17 protein-coding genes, 1 tRNA gene and 1 pseudogene are annotated in these 22,382 nt (G+C 65.9%); 11 read left to right on the forward strand and 8 right to left on the reverse strand.

What is annotated here, in order from left to right; genetic code table 11:
• The first annotated feature begins 21 nt into the window (after nucleotides 1–21).
• From atpA to DCD74_RS11520, 4 genes are all read left to right on the forward strand, one after another.
• Complete coding sequence (gene atpA, locus DCD74_RS11505) at nucleotides 22–1,572, forward strand: F0F1 ATP synthase subunit alpha (protein ID WP_112927431.1); 1,551 nt, start codon at nucleotides 22–24, stop codon at nucleotides 1,570–1,572.
• Between the two features lie 63 nt (nucleotides 1,573–1,635).
• Nucleotides 1,636–2,502: a F0F1 ATP synthase subunit gamma gene (atpG, locus tag DCD74_RS11510; RefSeq protein WP_112927432.1), complete on the forward strand. Its 867-nt coding sequence runs from the start codon at nucleotides 1,636–1,638 to the stop codon at nucleotides 2,500–2,502.
• 48 nt (nucleotides 2,503–2,550) lie between these two features.
• Nucleotides 2,551–3,972, forward strand: coding sequence for a F0F1 ATP synthase subunit beta (gene atpD / locus DCD74_RS11515; protein ID WP_112927433.1), 1,422 nt, complete (start codon nucleotides 2,551–2,553; stop codon nucleotides 3,970–3,972).
• Nucleotides 3,973–3,997: 25 nt separating this feature from the next.
• Nucleotides 3,998–4,423, forward strand: coding sequence for a F0F1 ATP synthase subunit epsilon (locus DCD74_RS11520; RefSeq protein ID WP_112927434.1), 426 nt, complete (start codon nucleotides 3,998–4,000; stop codon nucleotides 4,421–4,423).
• A 51-nt stretch (nucleotides 4,424–4,474) separates the two neighbouring features.
• Here DCD74_RS11520 and DCD74_RS11525 read toward each other — a convergent pair whose 3' ends face one another.
• Nucleotides 4,475–4,873, reverse strand: coding sequence for a GtrA family protein (locus tag DCD74_RS11525; protein ID WP_112927435.1), 399 nt, complete (start codon nucleotides 4,871–4,873; stop codon nucleotides 4,475–4,477).
• 87 nt (nucleotides 4,874–4,960) lie between these two features.
• Here DCD74_RS11525 and glmU point away from each other — a divergent pair, with 87 nt between their 5' ends.
• Nucleotides 4,961–6,331 carry a bifunctional UDP-N-acetylglucosamine diphosphorylase/glucosamine-1-phosphate N-acetyltransferase GlmU gene (gene glmU / locus DCD74_RS11530; protein WP_112927436.1) on the forward strand — a complete coding sequence of 457 codons (1,371 nt, stop codon included), beginning with the start codon at nucleotides 4,961–4,963 and terminating at the stop codon, nucleotides 6,329–6,331.
• A 75-nt stretch (nucleotides 6,332–6,406) separates the two neighbouring features.
• The gene (gene glmS / locus DCD74_RS11535) at nucleotides 6,407–8,236 is read left to right on the forward strand and encodes a glutamine--fructose-6-phosphate transaminase (isomerizing) (RefSeq protein ID WP_112927437.1); all 1,830 of its coding nucleotides are present in this window, start codon (nucleotides 6,407–6,409) and stop codon (nucleotides 8,234–8,236) included.
• A 51-nt stretch (nucleotides 8,237–8,287) separates the two neighbouring features.
• Here the strand turns inward: glmS and DCD74_RS11540 are convergent, their stop codons facing one another.
• Together DCD74_RS11540 and DCD74_RS11545 are read right to left on the reverse strand one after the other, a co-directional pair.
• Nucleotides 8,288–9,586 (reverse strand): sensor histidine kinase, encoded by a 1,299-nt coding sequence (locus DCD74_RS11540; RefSeq protein ID WP_112927438.1) that lies wholly within the window; start codon nucleotides 9,584–9,586, stop codon nucleotides 8,288–8,290.
• A complete protein-coding gene (locus DCD74_RS11545; protein WP_112927828.1) occupies nucleotides 9,579–10,262 on the reverse strand; it encodes a response regulator transcription factor in 684 nt (227 codons plus the stop codon). Before DCD74_RS11545 ends, DCD74_RS11540 begins: the two co-directional genes overlap by 8 nt.
• Before the next feature lie 152 nt (nucleotides 10,263–10,414).
• On the opposite strand from DCD74_RS11545, the gene DCD74_RS11550 reads away from it, so the two are divergent.
• Nucleotides 10,415–11,182 (forward strand): phosphatase PAP2 family protein, encoded by a 768-nt coding sequence (locus tag DCD74_RS11550; RefSeq protein ID WP_237049608.1) that lies wholly within the window; start codon nucleotides 10,415–10,417, stop codon nucleotides 11,180–11,182.
• 8 nt (nucleotides 11,183–11,190) lie between these two features.
• On the forward strand, nucleotides 11,191–12,858 hold the full coding sequence (locus tag DCD74_RS11555) for a phosphoethanolamine transferase (RefSeq protein ID WP_112927439.1): 1,668 nt from the start codon (nucleotides 11,191–11,193) through the stop codon (nucleotides 12,856–12,858).
• A 36-nt stretch (nucleotides 12,859–12,894) separates the two neighbouring features.
• Here the strand turns inward: DCD74_RS11555 and DCD74_RS11560 are convergent, their stop codons facing one another.
• Nucleotides 12,895–13,881, reverse strand: a complete 987-nt coding sequence (locus DCD74_RS11560; RefSeq protein WP_112927440.1) for a LysR family transcriptional regulator — start codon at nucleotides 13,879–13,881, stop codon at nucleotides 12,895–12,897.
• A gap of 246 nt (nucleotides 13,882–14,127) precedes the next feature.
• Here DCD74_RS11560 and cysK point away from each other — a divergent pair, with 246 nt between their 5' ends.
• Entirely contained in the window at nucleotides 14,128–15,087 is a 960-nt protein-coding gene (gene cysK / locus DCD74_RS11565; RefSeq protein ID WP_112927441.1) for a cysteine synthase A, read from the forward strand.
• A 42-nt stretch (nucleotides 15,088–15,129) separates the two neighbouring features.
• Here the strand turns inward: cysK and DCD74_RS11570 are convergent, their stop codons facing one another.
• Nucleotides 15,130–15,612, reverse strand: coding sequence for a GAF domain-containing protein (locus tag DCD74_RS11570; RefSeq protein ID WP_112927442.1), 483 nt, complete (start codon nucleotides 15,610–15,612; stop codon nucleotides 15,130–15,132).
• 34 nt (nucleotides 15,613–15,646) lie between these two features.
• On the opposite strand from DCD74_RS11570, the pseudogene bioD reads away from it, so the two are divergent.
• Nucleotides 15,647–16,280, forward strand: a pseudogene (bioD, locus tag DCD74_RS11575) (dethiobiotin synthase).
• A gap of 87 nt (nucleotides 16,281–16,367) precedes the next feature.
• Here the strand turns inward: bioD and DCD74_RS11580 are convergent.
• From DCD74_RS11580 to DCD74_RS11590, 3 genes are all read right to left on the reverse strand, one after another.
• Nucleotides 16,368–16,802 (reverse strand): phasin family protein, encoded by a 435-nt coding sequence (locus DCD74_RS11580; RefSeq protein WP_237049609.1) that lies wholly within the window; start codon nucleotides 16,800–16,802, stop codon nucleotides 16,368–16,370.
• Between the two features lie 87 nt (nucleotides 16,803–16,889).
• Nucleotides 16,890–17,264, reverse strand: coding sequence for a 6-carboxytetrahydropterin synthase QueD (queD, locus tag DCD74_RS11585; RefSeq protein ID WP_112927444.1), 375 nt, complete (start codon nucleotides 17,262–17,264; stop codon nucleotides 16,890–16,892).
• Nucleotides 17,265–17,358: 94 nt separating this feature from the next.
• Nucleotides 17,359–17,419 (reverse strand) — tRNA-Ile (locus DCD74_RS11590).
• Nucleotides 17,420–17,706: 287 nt separating this feature from the next.
• On the opposite strand from DCD74_RS11590, the gene DCD74_RS11595 reads away from it, so the two are divergent.
• A complete protein-coding gene (locus DCD74_RS11595; protein WP_112927445.1) occupies nucleotides 17,707–22,335 on the forward strand; it encodes a site-specific integrase in 4,629 nt (1,542 codons plus the stop codon).
• The last annotated feature ends 47 nt before the right edge of the window (nucleotides 22,336–22,382 follow it).

A 22,382-nucleotide genomic window follows, 5' to 3' on the forward strand; every position in this document is an offset into this window, starting at 1 on the left:
GCCCGCACTGAGGAAACCAACATGGCAACCACCACGCTCAACCCGTCCGAAATCAGCGAACTGATCAAGAACCGCATCGAGCAGGTCAAGCTGGGCTCGGAAGCGCGCAACGAAGGCACCGTGACCAGCGTGTCCGACGGCATCGTGCGCATCTACGGCCTGGCCGACGCGATGCAGGGCGAAATGATCGAGCTGCCGGGCAACACCTTCGCCCTGGCGCTGAACCTGGAGCGCGACTCGGTCGGCGCGGTGGTGCTGGGTGACTACGAGCACCTGCGCGAAGGCGACGTGGCCAAGACCACCGGCCGCATCCTGGAAGTGCCGACCGGCCCGGAAATGCTCGGCCGCGTGGTGAACGCGCTCGGCGAGGCGATCGACGGCCGCGGCCCGATCACCGCCAAGACCTCGGCGCCGGTGGAAGCCATCGCCCCGGGCGTGGTGTGGCGCAAGTCGGTGTCGCAGCCGCTGCAGACCGGCTACAAGTCGATCGACAGCATGATCCCGATCGGCCGTGGCCAGCGCGAGCTGATCATCGGCGACCGCCAGACCGGCAAGACCGCGATCGCGATCGACACGATCATCAACCAGAAGCACAGCGGCGTGAAGTGCATCTACGTCGCCATCGGCCAGAAGAACTCGACCATCGCCAACATCGTGCGCAAGCTCGAGGAAAACGGCGCGATGGAATACACCACGGTCGTCGCGGCCTCCGCGTCGGAATCGGCCGCGATGAACTACATCGCCGCCTACTCCGGCTGCACCATGGGCGAGTACTTCCGTGACCGCGGCGAAGACGCGCTGATCATCTACGACGATCTGTCCAAGCAGGCCGTGGCTTACCGCCAGATCTCGCTGCTGCTGAAGCGCCCGCCGGGCCGCGAAGCGTTCCCGGGCGACGTGTTCTATCTCCACAGCCGCCTGCTCGAGCGCGCCGCGCGCGTCAACGAGGACTACGTCGAGAAGTTCACCGACGGCGCCGTCAAGGGCAAGACCGGTTCGCTGACCGCGCTGCCGATCATCGAAACCCAGGCCGGCGACGTCTCGGCGTTCGTGCCGACCAACGTGATCTCGATCACCGATGGCCAGATCTTCCTGGAAACCGACCTGTTCAACGCCGGCATCCGCCCGGCCGTGAACGCCGGTATCTCCGTGTCGCGCGTGGGTGGCGCGGCCCAGACCAAGATCATGAAGAAGCTGTCGGGCGGCATCCGCATCGCGCTGGCGCAGTACCGCGAACTCGCGGCCTTCGCCCAGTTCGCTTCCGACCTGGACGACGCCACCCGCAAGCAGCTCGAGCGCGGCCAGCGCGTCACCGAGCTGATGAAGCAGAAGCAGTACGCCCCGATGTCGGTCGCCCAGCAGGCGCTGTCGATCTATGCCGCCGACAAGGGCTACATGGATGACGTGCCGGTGACCAAGATCGGCGCGTTCGAGGAAGGCCTGCAGGCGCACTTCGCCAACAGCGTGGCCGACACCATGAAGAAGATCGACGAGACCGGCGACTGGAACGACGACCTCGAGGCCGCGTTCAAGCAGGGCATCGAGGACTTCCGCAAGACCGGTACCTGGTAACAGCGGCGACATCCGCGCGGGTTTGATGCCCGCGCGAATCGGCACCCAGCAGACGAGACGAGCATGGCAGGCGGACGCGAAATCAAATCCAAGATCAAGTCGGTGCAGAACACCCGCAAGGTGACGCGCGCACTCGAAATGGTCTCGGCATCGAAAATCCGCAAGGCGCAGGAACGCATGAAGGCCTCGCGCCCGTATGCGCGCGCGATGAAGCAGCTGATCGGCCACGTGGCGCAGGCCAACGGCACCGATTACGTGCATCCGTGGATGGTCGAGCGCACCGACGTCAAGCGCGTCGGTTACATCGTGGTCTCCTCCGACCGCGGTCTGGCCGGCGGCCTCAACAACAACCTGTTCCGCAAGCTGCTGGGCGAGATCCGCCGCTGGAACGAGCAGGGCGTCGAGGTTGACATCGTCACCATCGGCCAGAAGGCGTCGGTGTTCTTCCGCCGCATCAAGGTCAACATGCTGGCCTCGGTCACCCACCTCGGCGACCAGCCGCACGTGGAACAGCTGATCGGCGTCATCAAGGTGATGCTGGATGCGTTCGATGCGGCCAACGTCGACCGCGTGATCCTCTGCTACAACGACTTCGTCAACACCATGACCCAGCGCGCGGCGTTCGACCAGCTGCTGCCGCTGCCGCCGGCCGATGCCAACGTCGGCCGCCACAGCTGGGACTACATCTACGAACCCGATGCGCAGACGGTGCTCGACCACCTGATGACGCGCTACGTGGAGTCGCTGGTGTACCAGGCGGTGATGGAGAACGTCGCTTCCGAACACGCTGCCCGCATGGTGGCGATGAAGGCGGCGAGCGACAACGCGACCAAGCTGATCGGCACCCTGAACCTGGTCTACAACAAGGCCCGCCAGGCGGCGATCACGCAAGAAATTTCTGAAATCGTGGGCGGCGCGGCGGCGGTCTGACGACCTCCACGCGACGCACTGAAAAGACTAGAGACCGAGGAAACCACCATGAGCCAAGGCAAGATCGTCCAGATCATCGGCGCCGTCGTCGACGTCGAATTCCCGCGCGAGAGCGTGCCGAAGGTGTACGACGCGCTGAAGGTGCAGAACACCGAGATCACGCTGGAAGTGCAGCAGCAGCTGGGCGACGGCGTGGTGCGCGCGATCGCGCTGGGCTCGACCGATGGCCTGAAGCGTGGCCTGGTCGCCGAGAACACCAACCGCGCGATCGCGGTGCCGGTGGGTGAAGCCACCCTCGGCCGCATCATGGACGTGCTGGGCAACCCGATCGACGAGGTCGGCCCGATCGCCGCCAAGGACCATTGGGAAATCCACCGCCCGGCGCCTTCGTACGAGGACCAGGCGGCGACCAACGACCTGCTCGAGACCGGCATCAAGGTGATCGACCTGATGTGCCCGTTCGCCAAGGGCGGAAAGGTCGGTCTGTTCGGCGGCGCCGGCGTGGGCAAGACCGTGAACATGCTGGAGCTGATCAACAACATCGCGACCCAGCACTCGGGTCTGTCGGTGTTCGCCGGCGTGGGCGAGCGTACCCGCGAGGGCAACGACTTCTATCACGAGATGCAGGAAGCAGGCGTCGTCAAGCTCGACAACCTGCCGGAGTCGAAGGTGGCGATGGTGTACGGCCAGATGAACGAGCCGCCGGGCAACCGCCTGCGCGTCGCGCTGACCGGCCTGACCATGGCCGAGTACTTCCGCGACGAGAAGGACGAGAGCGGCAAGGGCCGTGACGTGCTGTTCTTCGTCGACAACATCTACCGCTACACGCTGGCCGGTACCGAAGTGTCGGCGCTGCTGGGCCGCATGCCGTCGGCCGTGGGTTACCAGCCGACGCTGGCCGAGGAAATGGGCGTGCTGCAGGAGCGCATCACCTCGACCAAGACCGGTTCGATCACCTCGATCCAGGCCGTGTACGTGCCCGCGGACGACCTGACCGACCCGTCGCCGGCCACCACTTTCGCGCACTTGGACTCCACCGTGACGCTGTCGCGCCAGATCGCCTCGCTGGGCATCTACCCGGCCGTGGATCCGCTGGACTCGACCTCGCGCCAGATGGACCCGAACGTCATCGGCCACGAGCACTACGACACCGCGCGCCGCGTCCAGGGCACGCTGCAGAAGTACAAGGAACTGAAGGACATCATCGCGATCCTCGGCATGGACGAACTGTCCGAAGAGGACAAGCTGTCGGTGTCGCGCGCGCGCAAGATCGAGCGCTTCTTCTCGCAGCCGTTCCACGTGGCCGAAGTGTTCACCGGTTCGCCGGGCAAGTACGTGCCGCTGAAGGACACCATCCGCGGCTTCAAGATGATCGTCGACGGCGAATGCGACGACATCCCGGAGCAGGCGTTCTACATGGTCGGCGGCATCGACGAGGCCATCGAGAAGGCCAAGAAGCTCGCGGCCTGATCGCCGCGACCTGACGGAGAATACGATGGCCAACACCATCCGCTGCGAAATCGTGAGCGCCGAAGCGCAGATCTACTCGGGCGAGGCCACCCTGGTCGTGGCCACCGGCGAGATCGGCGAGCTCGGCATCGCGCCCAAGCACGCGCCGCTGATCACCCGCCTGAAGCCGGGCAAGGTGGTGGTGACCACGCCGGAAGGCGAGCACCTCGACTTCGCCATTTCCGGCGGCATGCTGGAAGTGCAACCTGATGTCGTGACCGTGCTGGCGGATACCGCCGTGCGCGCGCAGGACATCGACGAGGCCGCCGTGCGCACCGCCAAGGAAGAGGCCGAGCGCATCCTGGCCGGTCGTGGCGAGGCGATCGAAGTCGCCGAGGCGCAGAAGCGCCTGGCCGAGATCAGCGCCCAGCTGGCCGCGCTGGAACGCCTGCGCAAGAACCTGAAGCACTGACGCGACGGATCATCGTCGTGATGGAGAAAGCCGGCCCCGTGCCGGCTTTTTTCATGCCCCGGCGGCGGGCTTGTTGTAGACCCAGTGCCGTGACAGCACGAAGCCGAGCAGGCCGGAGGTGATGTCGGCCAAGGGCTTGAGCAGCTGGGCCATGCGCAGGCCGAAGTGGGCGTCGATGGCGTGGACGATCCAGGTGTTGAGCACGGTCAGCGCCAGCCACATCAGCACGAAGCGCACGAACGCGCGACGGCCCACGTGGGTGTCGTCGCCGGCGAAGGTCCATTTGCCGTTGAGCCAGAAACCGAGCGCCGCGCCGAAGATCCGGCCGATGACGTTGGCCGGCGCGACCGGCATCACCCATTCGCTCAGCGCCAGCATCAGGCCGTATTCGACCACCCACTGCAGCAGGCCGATGGCCGTGTATCCCCCGAGGTGTCTGCGCAGGCTCATCGATGTTCCGGGGGTGGGTGTCCGTGGGCTGCCGCATGGTAGCAACCGCTCCCGTAAAATCGCCGCAAACCACCGGATGTCACCCGCATGGCCGAAGCCCCGCTGCACGTCGTGATCCTCGCCGCCGGCGAAGGCAAACGCATGAAGTCCCGCACGCCGAAGGTGCTGCAGAAGATCGCCGGGCGGCCGATGCTGGCGCATGTGGTCGATGCGGCCCGCGCGCTTGCGCCGGCCGGCATCCACATCGTCTACGGCCACGGCGGCGACCAGGTGCGCGAGGCCTTCGCGGCGGCGCCCGATATCCAGTGGGCCGAGCAGCGCGAACGGCTCGGCACCGGCCACGCGGTGCAGCAGGTCATCGACCAGATCCCCGATGGCGCGCGCGTGCTGGTGCTCTACGGCGACGTGCCGCTGATCACGCCGGAGACTCTGCGTGCATTGCTGGCGAAGGGCGGCCGCCTGGCGGTGCTGGTGGCCGAACTCGACAACCCGACCGGCTACGGCCGCATCGTCCGTGATGCCGAGGGCAATGTCGGCGCGATTGTCGAGGAAAAGGATGCGGATGCCGAGCAGAAGCGCATCCACACCATCAACACCGGCATCCTGGCCGCCGATGGCAATGCGCTGAAGGGCTGGCTGGCCAACCTGTCGAATTCGAACGCGCAGGGCGAGTACTACCTGACCGATGTGTTCGCACGTGCGGCCGGAGAATACAGCGCCGCCGAAATGGTGCATGTGGCCGATGCGATGGAAACCGAGGGCGCCAACGATCCGTGGCAGCTGTCGCAGCTGGAGCGTGCGTTCCAGCGTCGCGAGGTGAAGGCGCTGTGCGCGCAGGGCATCCGTTTCGCCGACACCGCGCGCATCGACGTGCGTGGCACGGTGCGGGCCGAAGGCAATGTCGAGGTGGATGTCGATGTGGTCTTCGAAGGCGAGGTGGTGCTGGGCGAGGGCGTGAAGATCGGTCCGTTCTGCCGGCTGAAGGATGTGGTGCTCGGCCCCGGCACCGAAGTCCGGGCGCATTGCGACCTGGAAGGCGCACGCACCGAAGGTGCGGTGACGGTCGGGCCGTTCGCGCGGCTGCGCCCGGGCGCGGTGCTGGCCGATGGCGTGCACGTCGGCAACTTCGTCGAGATCAAGAAATCGGTGCTGGGCGTGGGCAGCAAGGCCAACCACCTGAGCTACATCGGCGATGCCGAGGTCGGCGCGGGCGTGAACATCGGCGCCGGCACCATCACCTGCAACTACGACGGCGTGAACAAGGCGAAGACGACCATCGCCGATGGCGCCTTCATCGGCTCCAACAGCGCCCTGGTCGCGCCGGTGCGGATCGGTGCGGGCGCGACGATCGGCGCTGGTTCCGTCATCACCAAGGATGCGCCGGACGACGCGCTGACCGTGGCCCGTGGCCGCCAGCAGACGCTCGAAGGCTGGCAGCGGCCGGTGAAGAGGGGCTGAGCCGCCGCCTCCCACGCACGCGCCCGTGCCGTCGCCGGACGCTAAAATGCCGGCACTTTCCAGAAGGATGTGCCCATGTGCGGAATCGTCGGTGCCATTGCCGGGCGTGATGTGGTCCCCGTGCTGGTGGAGGGCCTGAAGCGGCTCGAATACCGCGGCTACGACTCCTCCGGCATCGCGGTGGTGGAAGACCAGGATGTGCGCCGCGTGCGCCGCACCGGGCGCGTGAGCGAGATGGAAGCCGCCGCGCAGGCGGAGCACTTCGACGCCCCGCTCGGTATCGGTCATACGCGCTGGGCCACCCACGGCGGCGTGACCGAAAGCAACGCGCATCCGCACATCAGCGCCGGCGTGGCGCTGGTGCACAACGGCATCATCGAGAACCACGAGGAACAGCGCGAGCGGCTGAAGGCGCTGGGCTATGTGTTCGAGTCGCAGACCGATACGGAAGTCATCGCCCACCTCATCCACCACCACCTGAAAGACGGAAACGACCTGCTGCACGCGCTGCAGAAGTCGGTGGCCGAGCTGCATGGGGCCTATGCGCTGGCGGTGATCAGCCGCAAGGAACCTGACCGCATGGTGGTGGCGCGGATGGGTTGCCCGCTGCTGGTCGGTGTGGGCGAGGGCGAGAACTTCGTCGCTTCCGACGTGTCGGCGATCGTGTCGGAGACGCGCAAGGTGATCTTCCTGGAGGAAGGTGACACCGCCGACATCAGCCGCGACGCGGTGCAGGTTTTCGATGCATCGGGCGCGGCGGTGCAGCGCGACATCCACATGTCCGATGTTTCGTTGGCCTCGCTGGAGCTGGGCCCGTACCGCCACTTCATGCAGAAGGAAATCCACGAGCAGCCGCGTGCGCTGGCCGACACGCTGGAAGGCGTGACCGACCTCGGCCGCTTCGACACCCAGCTGTTCGGGGAGGATGCGGCGGGCGTGCTGGACGGCATCGACTCGGTGCAGATCCTCGCCTGCGGCACCAGCTATTACGCCGGCTTGGTCGCGCGTTACTGGCTGGAGGACATCGCCGGGATTCCGTGCAGCGTCGACATCGCCAGCGAGTACCGCTACCGCAAGGTGGTGGCGAATCCGCGCCAGCTGGTCGTCACCATTTCGCAGTCGGGCGAAACGCTCGACACCATGGAGGCGCTGAAGTACGCCAAAGCGCAGGGCCAGGACCGCACGTTGTCGATCTGCAACGTGCCGGAAAGCGCGATCCCGCGTGCCAGCAGGCTGGTCTTCCTGACCCGTGCCGGTGCCGAGATCGGCGTCGCTTCGACCAAGGCCTTCACCACCCAGCTGGCGGCGTTGTTCATCCTGACCGGCACGCTGGCCAAGCTGCGCGGGCAGCTGGACGAGGCGCAGGAAGCGGCCTTGATCGAAGCCCTGCGCCACCTGCCGGGCAGCGTGCAGCACGCGCTCAACCTGGAGCCGCAGGTCGCGGCCTGGAGCGAGCGCTTCGCGCCGAAGCAGCACGCGCTGTTCCTGGGCCGTGGCGTGCATTACCCGATCGCGCTGGAAGGCGCGTTGAAGCTGAAAGAGATCAGCTACATCCATGCCGAGGCCTATCCGGCCGGCGAACTCAAGCACGGGCCGCTGGCGCTGGTGGACAGCGACATGCCGGTGGTGGTGATCGCGCCGAACGACAGCCTGCTGGAGAAGGTGAAGTCCAACATCCAGGAAGTGCGCGCGCGCGGCGGCGAGATGTTCGTCTTCGCCGATGCCGACAGCAATTTCAGCGAGTCCGAGGGCGTGCATGTGATCCGCACCCCGCGCCATGTCGGCGTGCTGTCGCCGATCGTCCACGCGATTCCGGTGCAGATGCTCGCCTATCATGCGGCGCTTGCACGCGGCACCGACGTGGACAAGCCGCGCAATCTGGCGAAATCCGTCACGGTGGAGTGAGCGGGACGTGGTTCGCCTCGCACTGCAGGGCGAGGCCGCGCGCCAATCCGGTCAGCGCGCGTCCATCTCTTCGGGCGCGTCCAGCCGCAGCGTCGTGGTGGTGCCTTGCCCGTGGTCGGAGTGGATGTCGAGCGACCAGCGCAGGTGTTCGCACAGCCGCGCGATGAGGTCGAGGCCGATGCCGCCGCCGCCACGGTCGCCACCGCCGCGCGCGATCCGCGCATAGGCGGCGCTCACTTCCTCCGGTGTCATGCCGTGGCCGGGGTCGTCGATCACCACCGTCGCCGGTGCTTGAAGCTTCACCACGATCTCGCCGCGGTCGCTGTGTTCGATGGCATTGCGCAGCAGGTTGCCGAGCGCCGCGCGCAGGATCTGCACCGGCGCGATGACCTGCACCGGGGCATCCGCGTCGATGCGGAAGTCGAGATCCTTGTGTTCGGCGAGATGGCGATGGTCCTCGACGATGCCCTGCAGCAGCGCAGCGAGATCGACCGGCTCACTCGCCCGATGCAGGCGGGCCGGATCACGCGCCAACACCAGCAGCAGCGAGAGCAGCTCCTGCAGGTCGCGGGTGGTGGTGCGGATGCGCTCAAGCCGCGTGCGCACCGATGCGGGCGTGTCCGCGTCGAGCATCGCCAGATCGGTGGCGCTGGCGATCACCGTGACCGGCGTGCGCAGTTCGTGGCTGGCCATGTCGATGAACAGCCGTTCGCGCTCGACGAAACGGTCGTTGCGCGCAAGGTAGTGGTTGAGCGCATCGCCGATGACCTCGATCTCGGCCGAGGCGTCCTTCGACACCTCGATGCGTTGGCCCGGGCGGTCCGGCCGCAGCTGGCCGATCTGCCCGGCCATGCGCGAGAGCGGCGTGATCAGGCGGTCCGCCGCCCAGAACGCCAGCAGCCCCATCACCAGGAACAGGGTCAGCGCGGAACCGATCACGGTCAGCGCCATGTCATGCTCGCGTTCTTCCAGATCGGTGATGTCGAGAGTGAGCACCTGGCGCGTCGCGCCTTCGCCACGCACCAGCACGATGCGTTCCTGGCCATCGACCATCACATCGTCGTGGATGCCGGGCGGCAGATGCGACAACGCGGCAGGCATCGTGCGCGGCGCCCGGTACAGCGCCATGTCGTGCGTGTCGGTCCAGCGGAAGCCGGGATCGCGGGCGATGCGCTCATCGAGATGGTCCAGCTCGTTGTTGAGCAGGGTGTCCCAGACCAATCGCTCCGCGCGTTCGTTGAAGACCAGGCCCTGCACCGCCACGGCGACGCTCAAGGCCGCGACATAGACCAGCAGGCCCAGCATCAAGCGGCGGCGCAGGCTCGGGCGCTTGCCGTGCGGGTCATTCATCGGTGTCACCTTCGGCGATGCGGTAGCCGGTGCGGGCCACGGTATGGATCAGCCGGGTCGGGAAGGGCACGTCCACGCTGCGGCGCAGTTCGTAGACATGCGAGCGCAGCAGGTCGGCATCGGGCGTGTCGTCGCCCCAGAGCGCGTCTTCCAGCCATGCCCGCGTGACCACGCCGGGACTGGCGCGCATCAACACTTCAAGGATCTTGCGACCGGCGGGATACAGATGCAGCGGCTGGCCGCCTCGGGTGGCTTCCAGCGTCTGCAGGTTGAGCACCAGGTCGCCGACCTGCAGCACCCTGCGCCGGCCCTGGCCGCTTGAACGCGCCACCAGCGATTGCAGCCGCAGCGACAGTTCCTCCAGATCGAAGGGCTTGGCGAGGTAGTCATCGGCGCCCGCACGCAGGCCGGCGATGCGGTCCGGCACTTCCTCGCGCGCGGTCAGCATCAACACCGGCACATCGTGGCCATCGGCGCGGAGTTGCGTCAGCACCGCATGGCCATCCATGCGCGGCAGGCCCCAGTCCAGCACCACCACGTCATAGGGCTGGGTGCGTGCGAGATGCAGGCCGGTCGGTCCGTCCGGGGCGACATCCACGGCATGCCCAGCCCGCTCGAAATGTTCGAACAGATGGGCCACCAGATTGCGGTTGTCCTCCACCAGCAGCACGCGCATCGCATCGTCCACAGGGCATATGCGGCAAGCGTACCGGCTGGATGCGGCGCTGTCCGCGCGGGTGGATTTAACGAGGTGCGAATACGGTTCCGACCGTTCTCCGACGAAGCGCTGACGACGATGGCCTTCCGTCCAGCCACCGGAATGCCGCGTTGTCCTTCGTTCCCGCCATCACCCTGCCGCTGCGTTTCCGCTTGCCCGCCGACGCACGCTTCCGCATCACCCATCTGGCGCTGCCGCTCGGTGTGTTGGCGCTCCTGATCACCGCGGTGAATCTGGGGGGATGGGATGGCGAGTGGGCGGATCGTCTGTATGCATGGCAGGGCCACCGTTGGGCGTTGCGCGATGCCTTCCTCACCGAAACGATGGCGCATCGCGCCGGTCACGCGCTCAGCGTACTGGGCTGGTGCGCGGTGGCTGTGGCGTGGATGGTGTCGATGCGGCGCGAGGGGCTGCACGCATGGCGCAAACCGCTCGCCTATCTGTTGCTGAGCGTGCTGGTGGCGACGACGCTGGTCGGTTTCACCAAGCACTGGACCAATATGGATTGCCCATGGGACCTGGCGCGTTATGGCGGCACGCGGCCTTTCATCGGCTTGCTGGGCACGCGCCCCGTGGGCCTCGGGCGTGGCATCTGTTTTCCGGCCGGGCATGCCAGCAGCGGCTATGCGTGGATGGCGCTGTATTACCTTCTTGCGGTGCTGCGGCCACGCTGGCGCTGGACGGGGCTGGGCGTGGGGCTCGGCATTGGGCTGCTGTTCGGCATCTCCCAGCAACTGCGCGGCGCGCACTTCCTCTCGCATGACCTGTGGACGCTGATGATCTGCTGGACCGTCGCCACGCTGCTGTTCAAGGCCTTCTGGCCCGTCGCTATCCTGTACCGATCGACAGGGGTGGAACCGGTGGGAGCGCGCGCTTGAAATCCGTCATGGAACAAACGCCGTCTGTGCGCGGGCGCGGCATGATCGGCCGCTGGCAGCCCAGCCAGGAAATGCTGGCGCTGCTCGCGTCGCTGTTCTTCTCGATCACCGCCAACAGCACGTTCTTCCACGTCGCCACCTCGACCGGCGCGTTCAAGGGCGCGGCGGGGATCGGGCTGGCGGCGAGCCTGTTCATCGCCATCACCGCGCTCCACGCCTTTCTGCTCCTGCTGCTGTTCAACCGCTGGACCACCAAGCCGGTACTGATCCTGCTGCTGCTGGTCACCGCCGCGGCTGCGCACTTCATGCGTGCGTACACGATCTATCTCGACCCGGACATGATCCGCAACATCCTGCACACCGACCGCAAGGAGTCGCGCGAGTTGATGTCGCTCGCGTTGCTGCCTTCGCTGTTCGCCTTCGGCGTGCTGCCGTCGCTGCTGGTCTGGCGCATGCGAATCCGCGAGCGCACGTTGGCGCGTGCCACGGGCATCCGCGTTGCCTGGCTGCTGGCCAGCGTGCTGGTGGCGGCGCTGGCGATCTTCGCCTCGTTCCAGGCGACTTCATCGTTGATGCGCAATCACCGCGAGCTGCGCTATCTGGTCGCGCCGGGCAACTATCTGGTCTCGCTGGGGCGCGTGCTCACCGATGGCGGCAATGTCACGGCGAAAGCGAAACAGCCGGTCGGCCTGCATGCGACCGTCGCGCCGCGTGCCGGGGACAGCAAGCCGCGCCTGCTGGTCATCGTGGTCGGCGAGACCGTGCGTGCGCAGAACTGGGGGCTCAACGGCTATGTGCGGCAGACCACGCCGCAGCTGGCGGGTGTGGCGGATCTGGTGAACTTCGGCGATGTCACCGCCTGCGGTTCTTCCACCGAAGTCTCGCTGCCCTGCATGTTCTCGCCCTACGGCCGCCACGATTACGACGCCAAGCGCATCAAGGGCAGCCAGTCACTGCTCAACGTGCTCGACCATGCCGGCATCGGCGTGCTCTGGCGCGACAACCAGAGCGGCTGCAAGGGCGTGTGCGATGGCCTGCCGTTCCAGAGCTTCCAGAACACCACGCAGGCGAAGGCCTGCTCCGACGAAGGTTGCCTGGACGACGTGATGCTCGACGGCCTTGAAGCCGAAGTGGCGAAACATGCCGGCGACCAGGTCATCGTGCTGCACCAGCTGGGCAACCACGGGCCGGCCTATTTCAAGCGCTATCCGCCGTCGCTGGCGAAATTCCAGCCCGAATGCCGCTCGATGGAGCTGCGTGACTGCAGCGCGCAGCAGATCGTCAACGCCTACGACAACGCCATCCTCCACACCGATGCCTTCCTTGCCGAGGCCATCGCGATGCTGGCGAAGATGGACGACCGCGACACCGCGCTGCTGTATGTCTCTGACCACGGCGAATCGCTGGGCGAAGACGGCCTGTTCCTGCACGGCGTGCCGTATGCCATCGCACCGAAGACCCAGCTCAAGGTGCCGATGGTGATGTGGTTTTCGCCGGGCATGCGCACCGATCGCGGCATCGACCTCGCCTGCGTGCGGCAGGCGGCCACGCGCCCGGCGAGCCACGACAACCTCTTCCATTCCGTGCTTGGATTGATGCAGGTGCGGACGGAGGAATACCGCGCCGACCTCGACCTGCTCAAGGGCTGCGAATCGGCGACGGCAGCGAAGAACTAGCGCATCGACTTCCGGGGCGGCATCGCGCCCAACCCCTCAGCTGGTGATCACCTGCGTCAGCGCCGTCCAGCTCGGCGGCGCCGGCCATGCGGGCGATTGATGCCCGGCGCTGACCCGGTGCAGGTCGTGGCGGTCGAGCTGCGGCGCCAGCGCGACCAGCAGTTCCACCGTGGCATCGCGCAGCACGCGTTCGCGAGGCAGCACCGCCCAGGCGATGCATTCGGGGATCGCGTCGGGCGCGGGCATCGCCACCAGATCCGCATCCTGCACCGGGCTCACCGCCATCTCCGCCAGCAAGCCGACACCAAGTCCCGCCCGCACATAGGTCTTGATCAGGTCGGCGTCGCGGGCGGTCATCGCCAGATGCGGCTCCAGCCCGGCCCCGGCGAAGGCGCGACGCAACGACGAGTCCGCCTGGTTCGATGATTCGTAGCTCACCAGCGACAGCGCGGCCAGTTCGGCCAGCGTGGGCGTGCGCGTGCCGGCGGCCAGCGGATGCGCGGCCGGCACCAGCACCTGCCGGCGCCAGCGGAACAGCGGCACCGCGACGCCATCGGCGGGCGGCGCACCGGCGGTGCTGACCAGCGCGACATCGGCCTCGCCACGCGCCAGCTCCGCCAGCACATCGGCATCGGCGCTCGGCTGGATGCGCAGGCCCAGCTGCGGATAGGCCTGATGCACCCGCGCAATGGCAGGCGGCAGCACGAACCGCGCCTGCGTGTGGGTGGTGGCGATGCTCAGCTGGCCGTGGCCGTCGCCGCGTTCATTGGCCGCCAGGCTGCGGATGTTGGCGGCTTCCGCCAGCAGGCGGCGCGCGTGCGCCAGCACCTGTTCGCCGGCCGGGGTCGGTTCGGCCAGCGCCTTGCCGCGCCGCGCGAACAGCAGGAAGCCCAGTTCGTCCTCCAGCTGCTTGAGCTGCCGCGACAGGCCCGGCTGGGTGGCATGCACCAGCGCCGCCGCACGGGTGATGTTGGACCCGGCATCGGCGATGGCGACGAGGTAACGCAGCTGGGTCAGGGTCATGGCGATGCGGCTTCGGGGCAGGATGACGCGGGTCAGGGAATAGCCGGAGCGAATCCATCCGCCGCCTGATATGCCGATTGATTATATGGAGGATGCGCCTGCGCATTTCCGCGCCACCGCATCGTTGGCTAGCGTGAGGGCATCGGCTTGTGCGCCTTCACCGGCGCGAAGCACGGGCGCCCGGACAGTGGACCGCCCGGCGCCACGCCGAAGCCGCTTCCCCACCTCCCCACGAGCACAGCCGCCATGTCCCTCCACGACAGCATCACCGACACCATCGGCCGCACGCCCATCGTGCGCCTCCACCGCCTCGCGCCCGCGCACGTCGCGCTGTACACGAAGGTCGAATCCTTCAATCCCGGCGGTTCGGTCAAGGACCGGCTGGCGCTGGCCATCGTGCTGGACGCCGAGCGCAAGGGCCTGCTGAAGCCCGGCCAGACCATCGTAGAGGCCACCTCCGGCAACACCGGCGTCGCGCTGGCGATGGTCGCCGCCGCGCGTGGCTACCCCTTCGTCGCGATCATGACCGAGACCTTCTCCATCGAGCGCCGCAAGCTGATGCGCGCGTACGGCGCGAAAGTCATCCTGACGCCGGCCGCCGAGCGCGGCACCGGCATGGTCCGCAAGGCCAAGGAACTGGCCGACAAACACGGCTGGTTCCTGGCCCGCCAGTTCGAGAACGAGGCCAATCCCGCCTACCACCGCCAGACCACCGGCCCGGAAATCCTGCTCGACTTCGCCGGCCAGCGGCTCGACTACTTCGTCAGCGGCTGGGGCACCGGCGGCACGCTCACCGGCGCCGGCGAGGTGCTTAAGCTGGCCCGCCCGGACATCCGCATCATCGCCTCCGAGCCGGAAGGCGCGCAGCTGCTCGGCGGCAAGGACTGGCAGCCGCACAAGATCCAGGGCTGGACGCCGGACTTCGTGCCCGCCGTGCTCAACCGCGACGTGGTCGATGACATCGTCCCGGTCGATGACGTGCTGGCCCGCGACACCGCGCGCCGGCTGGCGGCGGAGGAGGGCATCTTTGCCGGGCTGTCGTCGGGCGCGACCATCGCCGCCGCGTTGAAGGTGGCCGAAGACGCGCCGGAAGGTTCGGTGCTGCTGGCGATGCTGCCCGACACCGGCGAGCGCTACCTCTCGACCTTCCTGTTCGAAGGCGTCAACGAAGGTTCCGACGACGCCTGGCTGGAATCGCTGGGTTGATGTCGAAGTAGAACCGGACGCGGGCCGCCGTCGCGCGGCCCGTCAGTCGGTGGCGTCGAGCCAGGCCCGGGCGATGGCTTCCAGCCCGCGCTGGTCGTCTTCGTCGAAGCGCGCCGGCAGCGGGCTGTCGATGTCGAGCACGCCGATCAATGCGCCATCGCGCAGCAGCGGGATCACGATCTCCGAGCGCGACGCCGAATCGCAAGCGATATGGCCGGGGAATGCATGCACATCCTCCACCCGCTGCGTTTCGCGGGTCCGCGCCGCGGCGCCGCAGACGCCCTTGTCGAGCGGGATGCGCACGCAGGCCGGCAGGCCCTGGAACGGGCCGACCACCAGCTCGGTGCCGTCATACAGATAGAAGCCGGCCCAGTTGAGATCGGGCAGGGCGTTGAACAGCAGCGCGGACAGGTTGGCCGCGTTGGCGATGCGGTCGCGCTCGCCGTGCAGCAGGCCTTCGACCTGCGACAACAGCTGCGCGTATTGCTCCGGCTTGTCGCCGCTCAGGGTGCTTGAAGTGAACATGCCACCAGTCTACGCGGACGGCGATAATGCGGCGATGCAGCCAGCCTTCGCCGACCTCTACATCACCGGCACCGATACCGAGATCGGCAAGACCTTCGTCACCTGCGCCTTGCTGCGCGAAGCACGCAATGCAGGCCGCCGCATCATCGGCATGAAGCCGGTCGCCAGCGGCTGCACCGAATCCGCGGACGGCTGGCGCAGCGAAGACACGCTCGCCCATATCGACGCCGACGGCATTGACAGCGCCGCGTATGCCGACCGCAATCCCTACGCGCTGCCGCTGCCGGTCGCCCCGGAAATCGCCGCCCGAGGCCGGTGTCGAAATCGACCTGACCCGCATCAGCCGCGCCCATGCACGCCTGCGTGCCGGCCATGAAGGCGTGCTGGTGGAAGGCGTCGGCGGCTGGCTGTCGCCGGTCACCGAGACCCTCGAACAGGCCGACATCGCCCGCGCGCTCGGCCTGCCGGTGCTGATGGTGGTGGGGATGCGGCTGGGCTGCGTGCACCAGGCCCGCGCCACCCAGGCCGCGATCCGCGCCGACGGCTGCGACTTCACCGGCTGGATCGCCAACCCGGTCGATATCGACATGGCCCGCTACGGCGACAACCTCGCCATCCTCGAACGCGTGCTGGGGATGCCGCCGCTGCGGGTGATGGCGCGCGGCTGAGCCCCCGCCGCTTCCGCATCGCCCACAAAAAAAACCGGCAGCCGAAGCTGCCGGTTTTCCTCTGAGATCCTGGAGGGGATCAGTCGATCAACGCGCGGCCTTCTTGGCGGCGGTCTTCACGACCTTCTCCGCCTGGGCCTGAGCCTTGGCGGCGACCTGCTCCATCTCGCCCTTGGCGATCTGGGCGATGGTCTCGTTGGTCTTGAGGGTGCGGTCGTAGATTTCCTGACCGGCGGCGATGGCGCGCTCGGCGTTCTCGCGGGCGATCTGGATGCCGGCCGGGACCACGTCGCGCAGACCGTTGACGTCACGGGCCTCGGTCAGCTGGTTCCAGTACGCGAAGGTCGCGCCGGCGTTCTGCTCAAGCGTGGCGATCTGCAGGCCGAACACCTGCTCCACGTTCTCGATGGCCAGACGGTTGATACGGGCCGCAGTCTCAGCGAACTGGCGCGTAGCGGCGGCAAACTGCTCATTGAACTGCTGCTGGTACATGGTCGATTCCTCGAAATGGGTATGACACAAGCCGGCTCATCCGGTTTGTGCAATGCAGCATAACACGATTCTTGTGCGATGCAACAATCCAGTTCGGATCGTTTCCGTATGTTCAGTTCAGGCGGCCGGACCGGCGCCGGGCCCGGTGTAACGGCAGCCGGAAGTGCAGGTCTCGTGCACCACCACCGCCGACAGCAGCGGCACGTCGGGCTTGAGCTTCGCCCAGATCCACTCGGCCAGGCGTTCGCTGGTGGGGTTGTCCAGGCCGGGGATGTCGTTGAGGTAGTGGTGGTCCAGCTGGTCATAGAGCGGCTTGAACGCCGCCTTGAGATCGGCGAAATCCATCACCCAGCCCATCCGCGGGTCCAGCGGGCCGCTGACATGCAGCTCCACCCGGAACGAATGCCCGTGTAGGCGCGCGCATTTGTGGCCTTCCGGCACGTTCGGCAGCCGGTGCGCGGCTTCCAGGGTGAAGACCTTGAAGATGTCCATGGGGAGGGGGCTCCGGTGGGCGTGGCGGACCACGGCGTAGCGCTATGTGGCCACAAAAAACCCCGCGCGGGCGGGGTTTGATGCATCGATGCGATGGTGGCTATGGGTGGACTCCATTATGAGTGACGTGCTCTAACCGGCTGAGCTACATAGCCAGAATTCCAAATTGTACTGCGGTGACTCCATTATGAGCCCGTGACAGCTGAAATACGCCAAAAGCCACCAATCTACCTAAGCCGGTAAACCTAGCGCGCCTTCCTGGCACTTAGATCTAGAAAAAATCCCTTAGAACAAGCCTATTTATCGAATTTCAGTTGTTTTACATACAACTCTGGCAAAACTGGATGAAATGCGATTGAGGGTGACTGAGCTAGATTGAATTTGTAAATCGACTGTCACGTCCACTTGCGGCGCTTGTGACCCTAGCACTACCTTCGGGCACATGGACGGAAGCATACCGAACAAGGACATCTTCTTCGCACTAGATCGGGCGACCATTCCGGAGGCGTGGCGGCCCGATCTTAGCCGTACTCTTCTCGAGATCGGGGCGGCCATCAGGCCTCTTGATCGACCTATCCTCGCGCCCCTGATTGCCAAGCTCGCCCTGCACGCCCAGGAACTCAAGGCGCATGCGTCGATGAACGCGCCGGTCGAGTCTCCGAATCAGATCCACAGGCATCACCCGGGCAGCGCGACGTTGTTCAGGTATCTACATGGCCGATCTGCAGGCCTGGAACAACTGACCAGCATCGGCCTTTGTGCCCTCCTGGAGGCAAGCGAACCGGACAGGGGTCCCCCTATGCGGTTGCTGTCGACCATACGCGGCGCCCTAGACACACCCAATTCACCCTTGTCAGGCGCGCTGGGCGCCGTCTCCTCAATCCCCGAACTTGTCCGGCTCGTTGAGACCGACGAGGCCATCAGAAAGGCGCTTCCCCCTCACTTCATTCAGCAGTGGGACTCCTGGCTGCGTCCTACCTTGGCCCGGTGGATGCTGGCGGACCCCGACCGCGTGCGACGGGCGCTGGAGCCTCAAGCCCTTGCCACCCAGCTGGAAGATCCGACGCTGCTTGTCTCGATTGAGACGGGCGACCTTGAGGGCGGCACCGCCTTGTCGTGCCTTGGCGTTCCCGCGACAGTACCTGAGGCGGCAGTGACGACCACGAGTCGAGCGGGCCGTGCCGCTTCCGACCGTTTGGAACGAGAAAGTGCTGGCGATCTGATGGCTCCCCCCGAGCTGCGGCTTCCCAGGCCTGTGGATGAACGGCTATGTCATGAGGCAATCCGTCGCGCGGAAAAGGGGCCTGGTGAGGATCTGGCCGGCCGCGAGCCCTTTGCCGCCCTGACGCTGCTCCTGGCCGGCGCCGTCCGGGAGATCGACCTGCGCGACATCATCTGGGGTGGAGAGGACGCCGCGCGCCCATACGCGATCGACCCCCACGAGCCGGTGCTCTACAGGCGCCTCAAACGCCCCGCCAATGCCGTCATCCCCCCGAAAGGCATAGGTGAATGGTTGCAACCGTGCACCGAAGTGATGGCGTGGCCATTGCCCCACTCGTTGCATGCCACGCTACTCGCGCTCGCGGATGGGGAAGCCGTTAGTGGCCAACCGGTCCTACCTTTGCTCGCCGCATCACCGGCACCGCCCTATCGGATGCGGGACGTGATCGCCCAAGTACTCCCTGAGGCCAACGTGGGGGCATTGGCACCGCGTCTTGCGCTGGCCTCTGAAATTGCCGCGGTATTGGGCACCGAAATGGCCCAGCTCGCGATGGCGGACACCTTCGGCATGTCGTCGATCCCTGCCTACTACTCGGCCATGCCTGAAACTGAGCTGGCGACCTACATTGCCGGGATCCAGTCCCGCCGTTTTGGTGAGCTCATCACCGTGATCCCTGGACGGGACGCCTACATGGGATCACGGCTGGTCCTGACCGATTCCGCCGCCAAGGTGTGGCCCAAGAACCTCCGGGAGGCGATGAAGCAGGCGTCACACCAGCCTTGTGCCTGGCTGGCGGAATGGATCGCCCACCGAGATCACCTGGTCGCTGCGCTTTGCGCCATCACGGGACACCGTCCCGAAGATGCATTGGGACGGATTTTCTTGTGGGACGTCATCCCTGAGTACGGGTTGATCATCCTGCAGGACAAGCAGGTGGATGCGCTGCGTGCCACCCGCATCGCGGCCACTGGCCGTCTGTGGTTGTCGGATTTTCGCCGTTACCTCGATCGCCTGATCGAAATCGCGGCACAGCATGGAGGCGAACCCGCAGGCGAGCTGGCCACCGCGATTCTTCGAGGTGAACAAGCCTTGTTTAGCGTGCCAGCACCAGATGGCACGGTCGCTCCTATGACAGCCACCCGCCTCCGCGAAGGCATGCCTCCCGAACTGCAGTCCGTCGACAACTTCTTCCGCCATCGGTTGAACCAACACCTACTGGCGATTCGGGTCGATCCGGAACTACGGCATGGCCAGCTTGGCTGGGTGGTGTCCGCAGCGCACCTCCATGCGGATCTCTCGCCGCGCGCACCGGTCGATCTGGGGCGCGAGCTTGAATCGGCCATTGACGAGCTGCTGGTCAAGGACGGCTGGTACCTACCCTCGGCGCGGAAGACACGCTGGACATGGGATGGCATTCCCATGCCGCAACCCAAGGATTGGGACGCCGTATTCTCATCGCACAAGCGCCAGCACGAGGAAGCACTGAAACGGCTCCGACTGCAGCTCCGCGATCGCTGGAAAGAATGCGAGAGTTCGGTCCTGGCTCGGTTGGCGGAGGCCTTTCAGGAGTTCAGCCCGCTCCTACGCGTCGATGTCGAGAACAAGCGCCTCGACAAGATCGACGGTATCGAAGGCCCCGTCGAGCTCGGGCCCGATCACCACGCACTGATCTGCGATCGGGTGCGGCTGGGAGATCTTGATCCTTCCAGTGGACTGGAAGCGGCCACAGCCAGGATCCTGCTTTACCGTCTTGTGCGTCGCGCTCGGGAGCGCGGGGTCGTCCAAGGCCCTATTCCCGGGCGTCCCTACCTGAGTGTGACAGCCGACCCTTCGCCCTTCGTACCCGGTTTGGGTCTGGCGGTTCGGCACGCGCACGCGCTACGACAGGGGCTCGAGGCCAGGGCCAGCATGGGCTACGTGCGGGACCAAGGGCAATTGACCGTCTGGTCCGTCTTGGCGTTTTCGATGTACAGGCGGTTGTCTTGGGCACAGGCGGCGACGCATGCCGCTCGCACGGCCATGCGTGCCGAGGCGCGTGGACACGTTATTCGCGTCAATGCGCGAGTGGATGGCGCTGATTTCCACATGGTGTTCAGCGGCGTGCCGGCGACCTTGATCTCAAAAAGAAAACGCCACGCACCCACCTCCCCAGCACCTTCCCTAGAAGCTTTGGAAGACTGGGCCATCTCGCACCTCTCCCACGACATTGCTTGGGGTGGACGATCCGTTGCCGCCACCAGAATTGAAGGCGCCCTCATGGCGGCTGCCTGCATCGAACTGTCCGGGATCGAGCGTCTGCTTCTGCAAGCGGGAACGCAAACAGCAGCCGAAACCCCCGTTCGCAACATCGCCCGCGATGACAACTGGCCTGTCCACACGGCCAACAACACCCAAAAGGAAAAGGACGCCAGCGGCACGGAACCGCCCTTGGAGGATCAAGCGGCAGCCAAGCTTTCCAGGCCGAATCAAAGGCAAAACTATGACCGCTTCATTGGCCTGCTGAACAAGCGCAAGCTCGGACGCCTCAAGGCAACCAAAGCCAGCAAGCCAGAACAGGCGTCCGATGGCACCCATGGTTGGCGTCGCCGGCTTCGGGTGGAGCTTGAAAAGCTCCATGGTGAGGTCAGCCAGGATCTCAACCTCGTGCTGTTAATCCGCTATGTACTGGATCACCTTCGCTACGGCAGTGAGGACGGTAATCGCCTATCTCAGCACTCGTTGCGTCGCGAGGTCTCCCAGATCGGTTGGACGCTGCTCGACCTTCTTGGGGATCGCGAACTCGTCAGCCTATCTGCGGAGGAGCTTCACCGCCTCTACAGGGAAGTTCTGCTTTCCAAGACCAGCAAGGGCAGGCCGTACGCGTTCGAGGAATTGCTGCGCCTTCATCGTTACCTGATGCGGGTACATGCACGACCCGTCGTGGACATGACTGAACTGGCTGTCATTGCCGGATCGCGGGCACTGGGCATCCACCCGGCGTTGTTGACGCTTGCCGAGCGTCAGTCGGTCTTGGAGGAGCTGCAGGCCGACCACGCGCGCGAAGCGCAACGAATTGATGCAGGCCCTGACTTCCTGCGGATTGCGCAGTTGCGGGTCATCTTGTTCTTGATCCTGGAGGCATCGGGCATTCGACCGGGTTCAGCGTACGGACTTACTTTGGGCGACGTCCTGCTTTTCGGAGACGCAGGGGATTATGTCCATATCCGCTTGGGGGACTACGCTGAGTCCAAGACCGCCACCTCGCGGGGCTTTGTCTCCCTCACCAGCGAACTCTGGACGAAGCACCGACATCAAATCCAGCAGTGGATCGATGAGCAGCGAATCCTCGATCCAAGCGGGTGGCGAGATCTGCCACTGTTCGCAATGAAGGCGGGCGGAAAGACGCGGATACACGACCACCATCTCACCAGTCGCATCAATGCACTGCTGAAGTGGGCAACGGGAGACCGAGACGCCAGCTGCTATTGGCTGCGCAAGACCCGGATCTCAGAGCGCTACCAGGCCATTGCATCCCTGGATGCGGCCACGGCGCGCGATATCTATGGCGCGATGATGGCGTCTGGGCATGCTGTGATCCAAATTCCCGTGGAACGCTACGTCAATGACCCATGCAGTCTTTTGATCGTGAATCTTCGGACCGGTTCTGAAGCGCCACGGTCCGCGCTACTGGCCATGTCAGGTCTGGAGTCAGGACCACTGGACGTCGCGTGGACTCGAGCGGGGCGCGATGGGCCGACCAGGATGCGCACGGTGCTCGATCGCATGGATGCGGAAATTTCCGCCGTGCCAGCCGAGGTCCGCACGCCACCGCCGGCGCTTCGCCGCTTCAAGCCCTTCCTGCCCTGTTGATTTCCACGCAAAACTGAGCCGGGATTTCCATCCAAAATTGAGCCACC

Origin of the sequence: Lysobacter oculi (genome assembly GCF_003293695.1) — a bacterium.
GTDB lineage: Bacteria > Pseudomonadota > Gammaproteobacteria > Xanthomonadales > Xanthomonadaceae > Solilutibacter > Solilutibacter oculi.

Coding starts and splice junctions, on each gene's coding strand:
- atpA (WP_112927431.1), top strand. CDS start 22: ATGGCAACCACCACGCTCAACCCGTCCGAAATCAGCGAACTGATCAAG.
- DCD74_RS11545 (WP_112927828.1), bottom strand. CDS start 10,262: ATGCGCGTGCTGCTGGTGGAGGACAACCGCAATCTGGTGGCCCATCTG.
- DCD74_RS11595 (WP_112927445.1), top strand. CDS start 17,707: ATGGACGGAAGCATACCGAACAAGGACATCTTCTTCGCACTAGATCGG.
- DCD74_RS11570 (WP_112927442.1), bottom strand. CDS start 15,612: ATGTTCACTTCAAGCACCCTGAGCGGCGACAAGCCGGAGCAATACGCG.
- atpD (WP_112927433.1), top strand. CDS start 2,551: ATGAGCCAAGGCAAGATCGTCCAGATCATCGGCGCCGTCGTCGACGTC.
- atpG (WP_112927432.1), top strand. CDS start 1,636: ATGGCAGGCGGACGCGAAATCAAATCCAAGATCAAGTCGGTGCAGAAC.
- DCD74_RS11540 (WP_112927438.1), bottom strand. CDS start 9,586: ATGAATGACCCGCACGGCAAGCGCCCGAGCCTGCGCCGCCGCTTGATG.
- glmU (WP_112927436.1), top strand. CDS start 4,961: ATGGCCGAAGCCCCGCTGCACGTCGTGATCCTCGCCGCCGGCGAAGGC.
- glmS (WP_112927437.1), top strand. CDS start 6,407: ATGTGCGGAATCGTCGGTGCCATTGCCGGGCGTGATGTGGTCCCCGTG.
- cysK (WP_112927441.1), top strand. CDS start 14,128: ATGTCCCTCCACGACAGCATCACCGACACCATCGGCCGCACGCCCATC.
- DCD74_RS11520 (WP_112927434.1), top strand. CDS start 3,998: ATGGCCAACACCATCCGCTGCGAAATCGTGAGCGCCGAAGCGCAGATC.
- queD (WP_112927444.1), bottom strand. CDS start 17,264: ATGGACATCTTCAAGGTCTTCACCCTGGAAGCCGCGCACCGGCTGCCG.
- DCD74_RS11555 (WP_112927439.1), top strand. CDS start 11,191: ATGGAACAAACGCCGTCTGTGCGCGGGCGCGGCATGATCGGCCGCTGG.
- DCD74_RS11525 (WP_112927435.1), bottom strand. CDS start 4,873: ATGAGCCTGCGCAGACACCTCGGGGGATACACGGCCATCGGCCTGCTG.
- DCD74_RS11560 (WP_112927440.1), bottom strand. CDS start 13,881: ATGACCCTGACCCAGCTGCGTTACCTCGTCGCCATCGCCGATGCCGGG.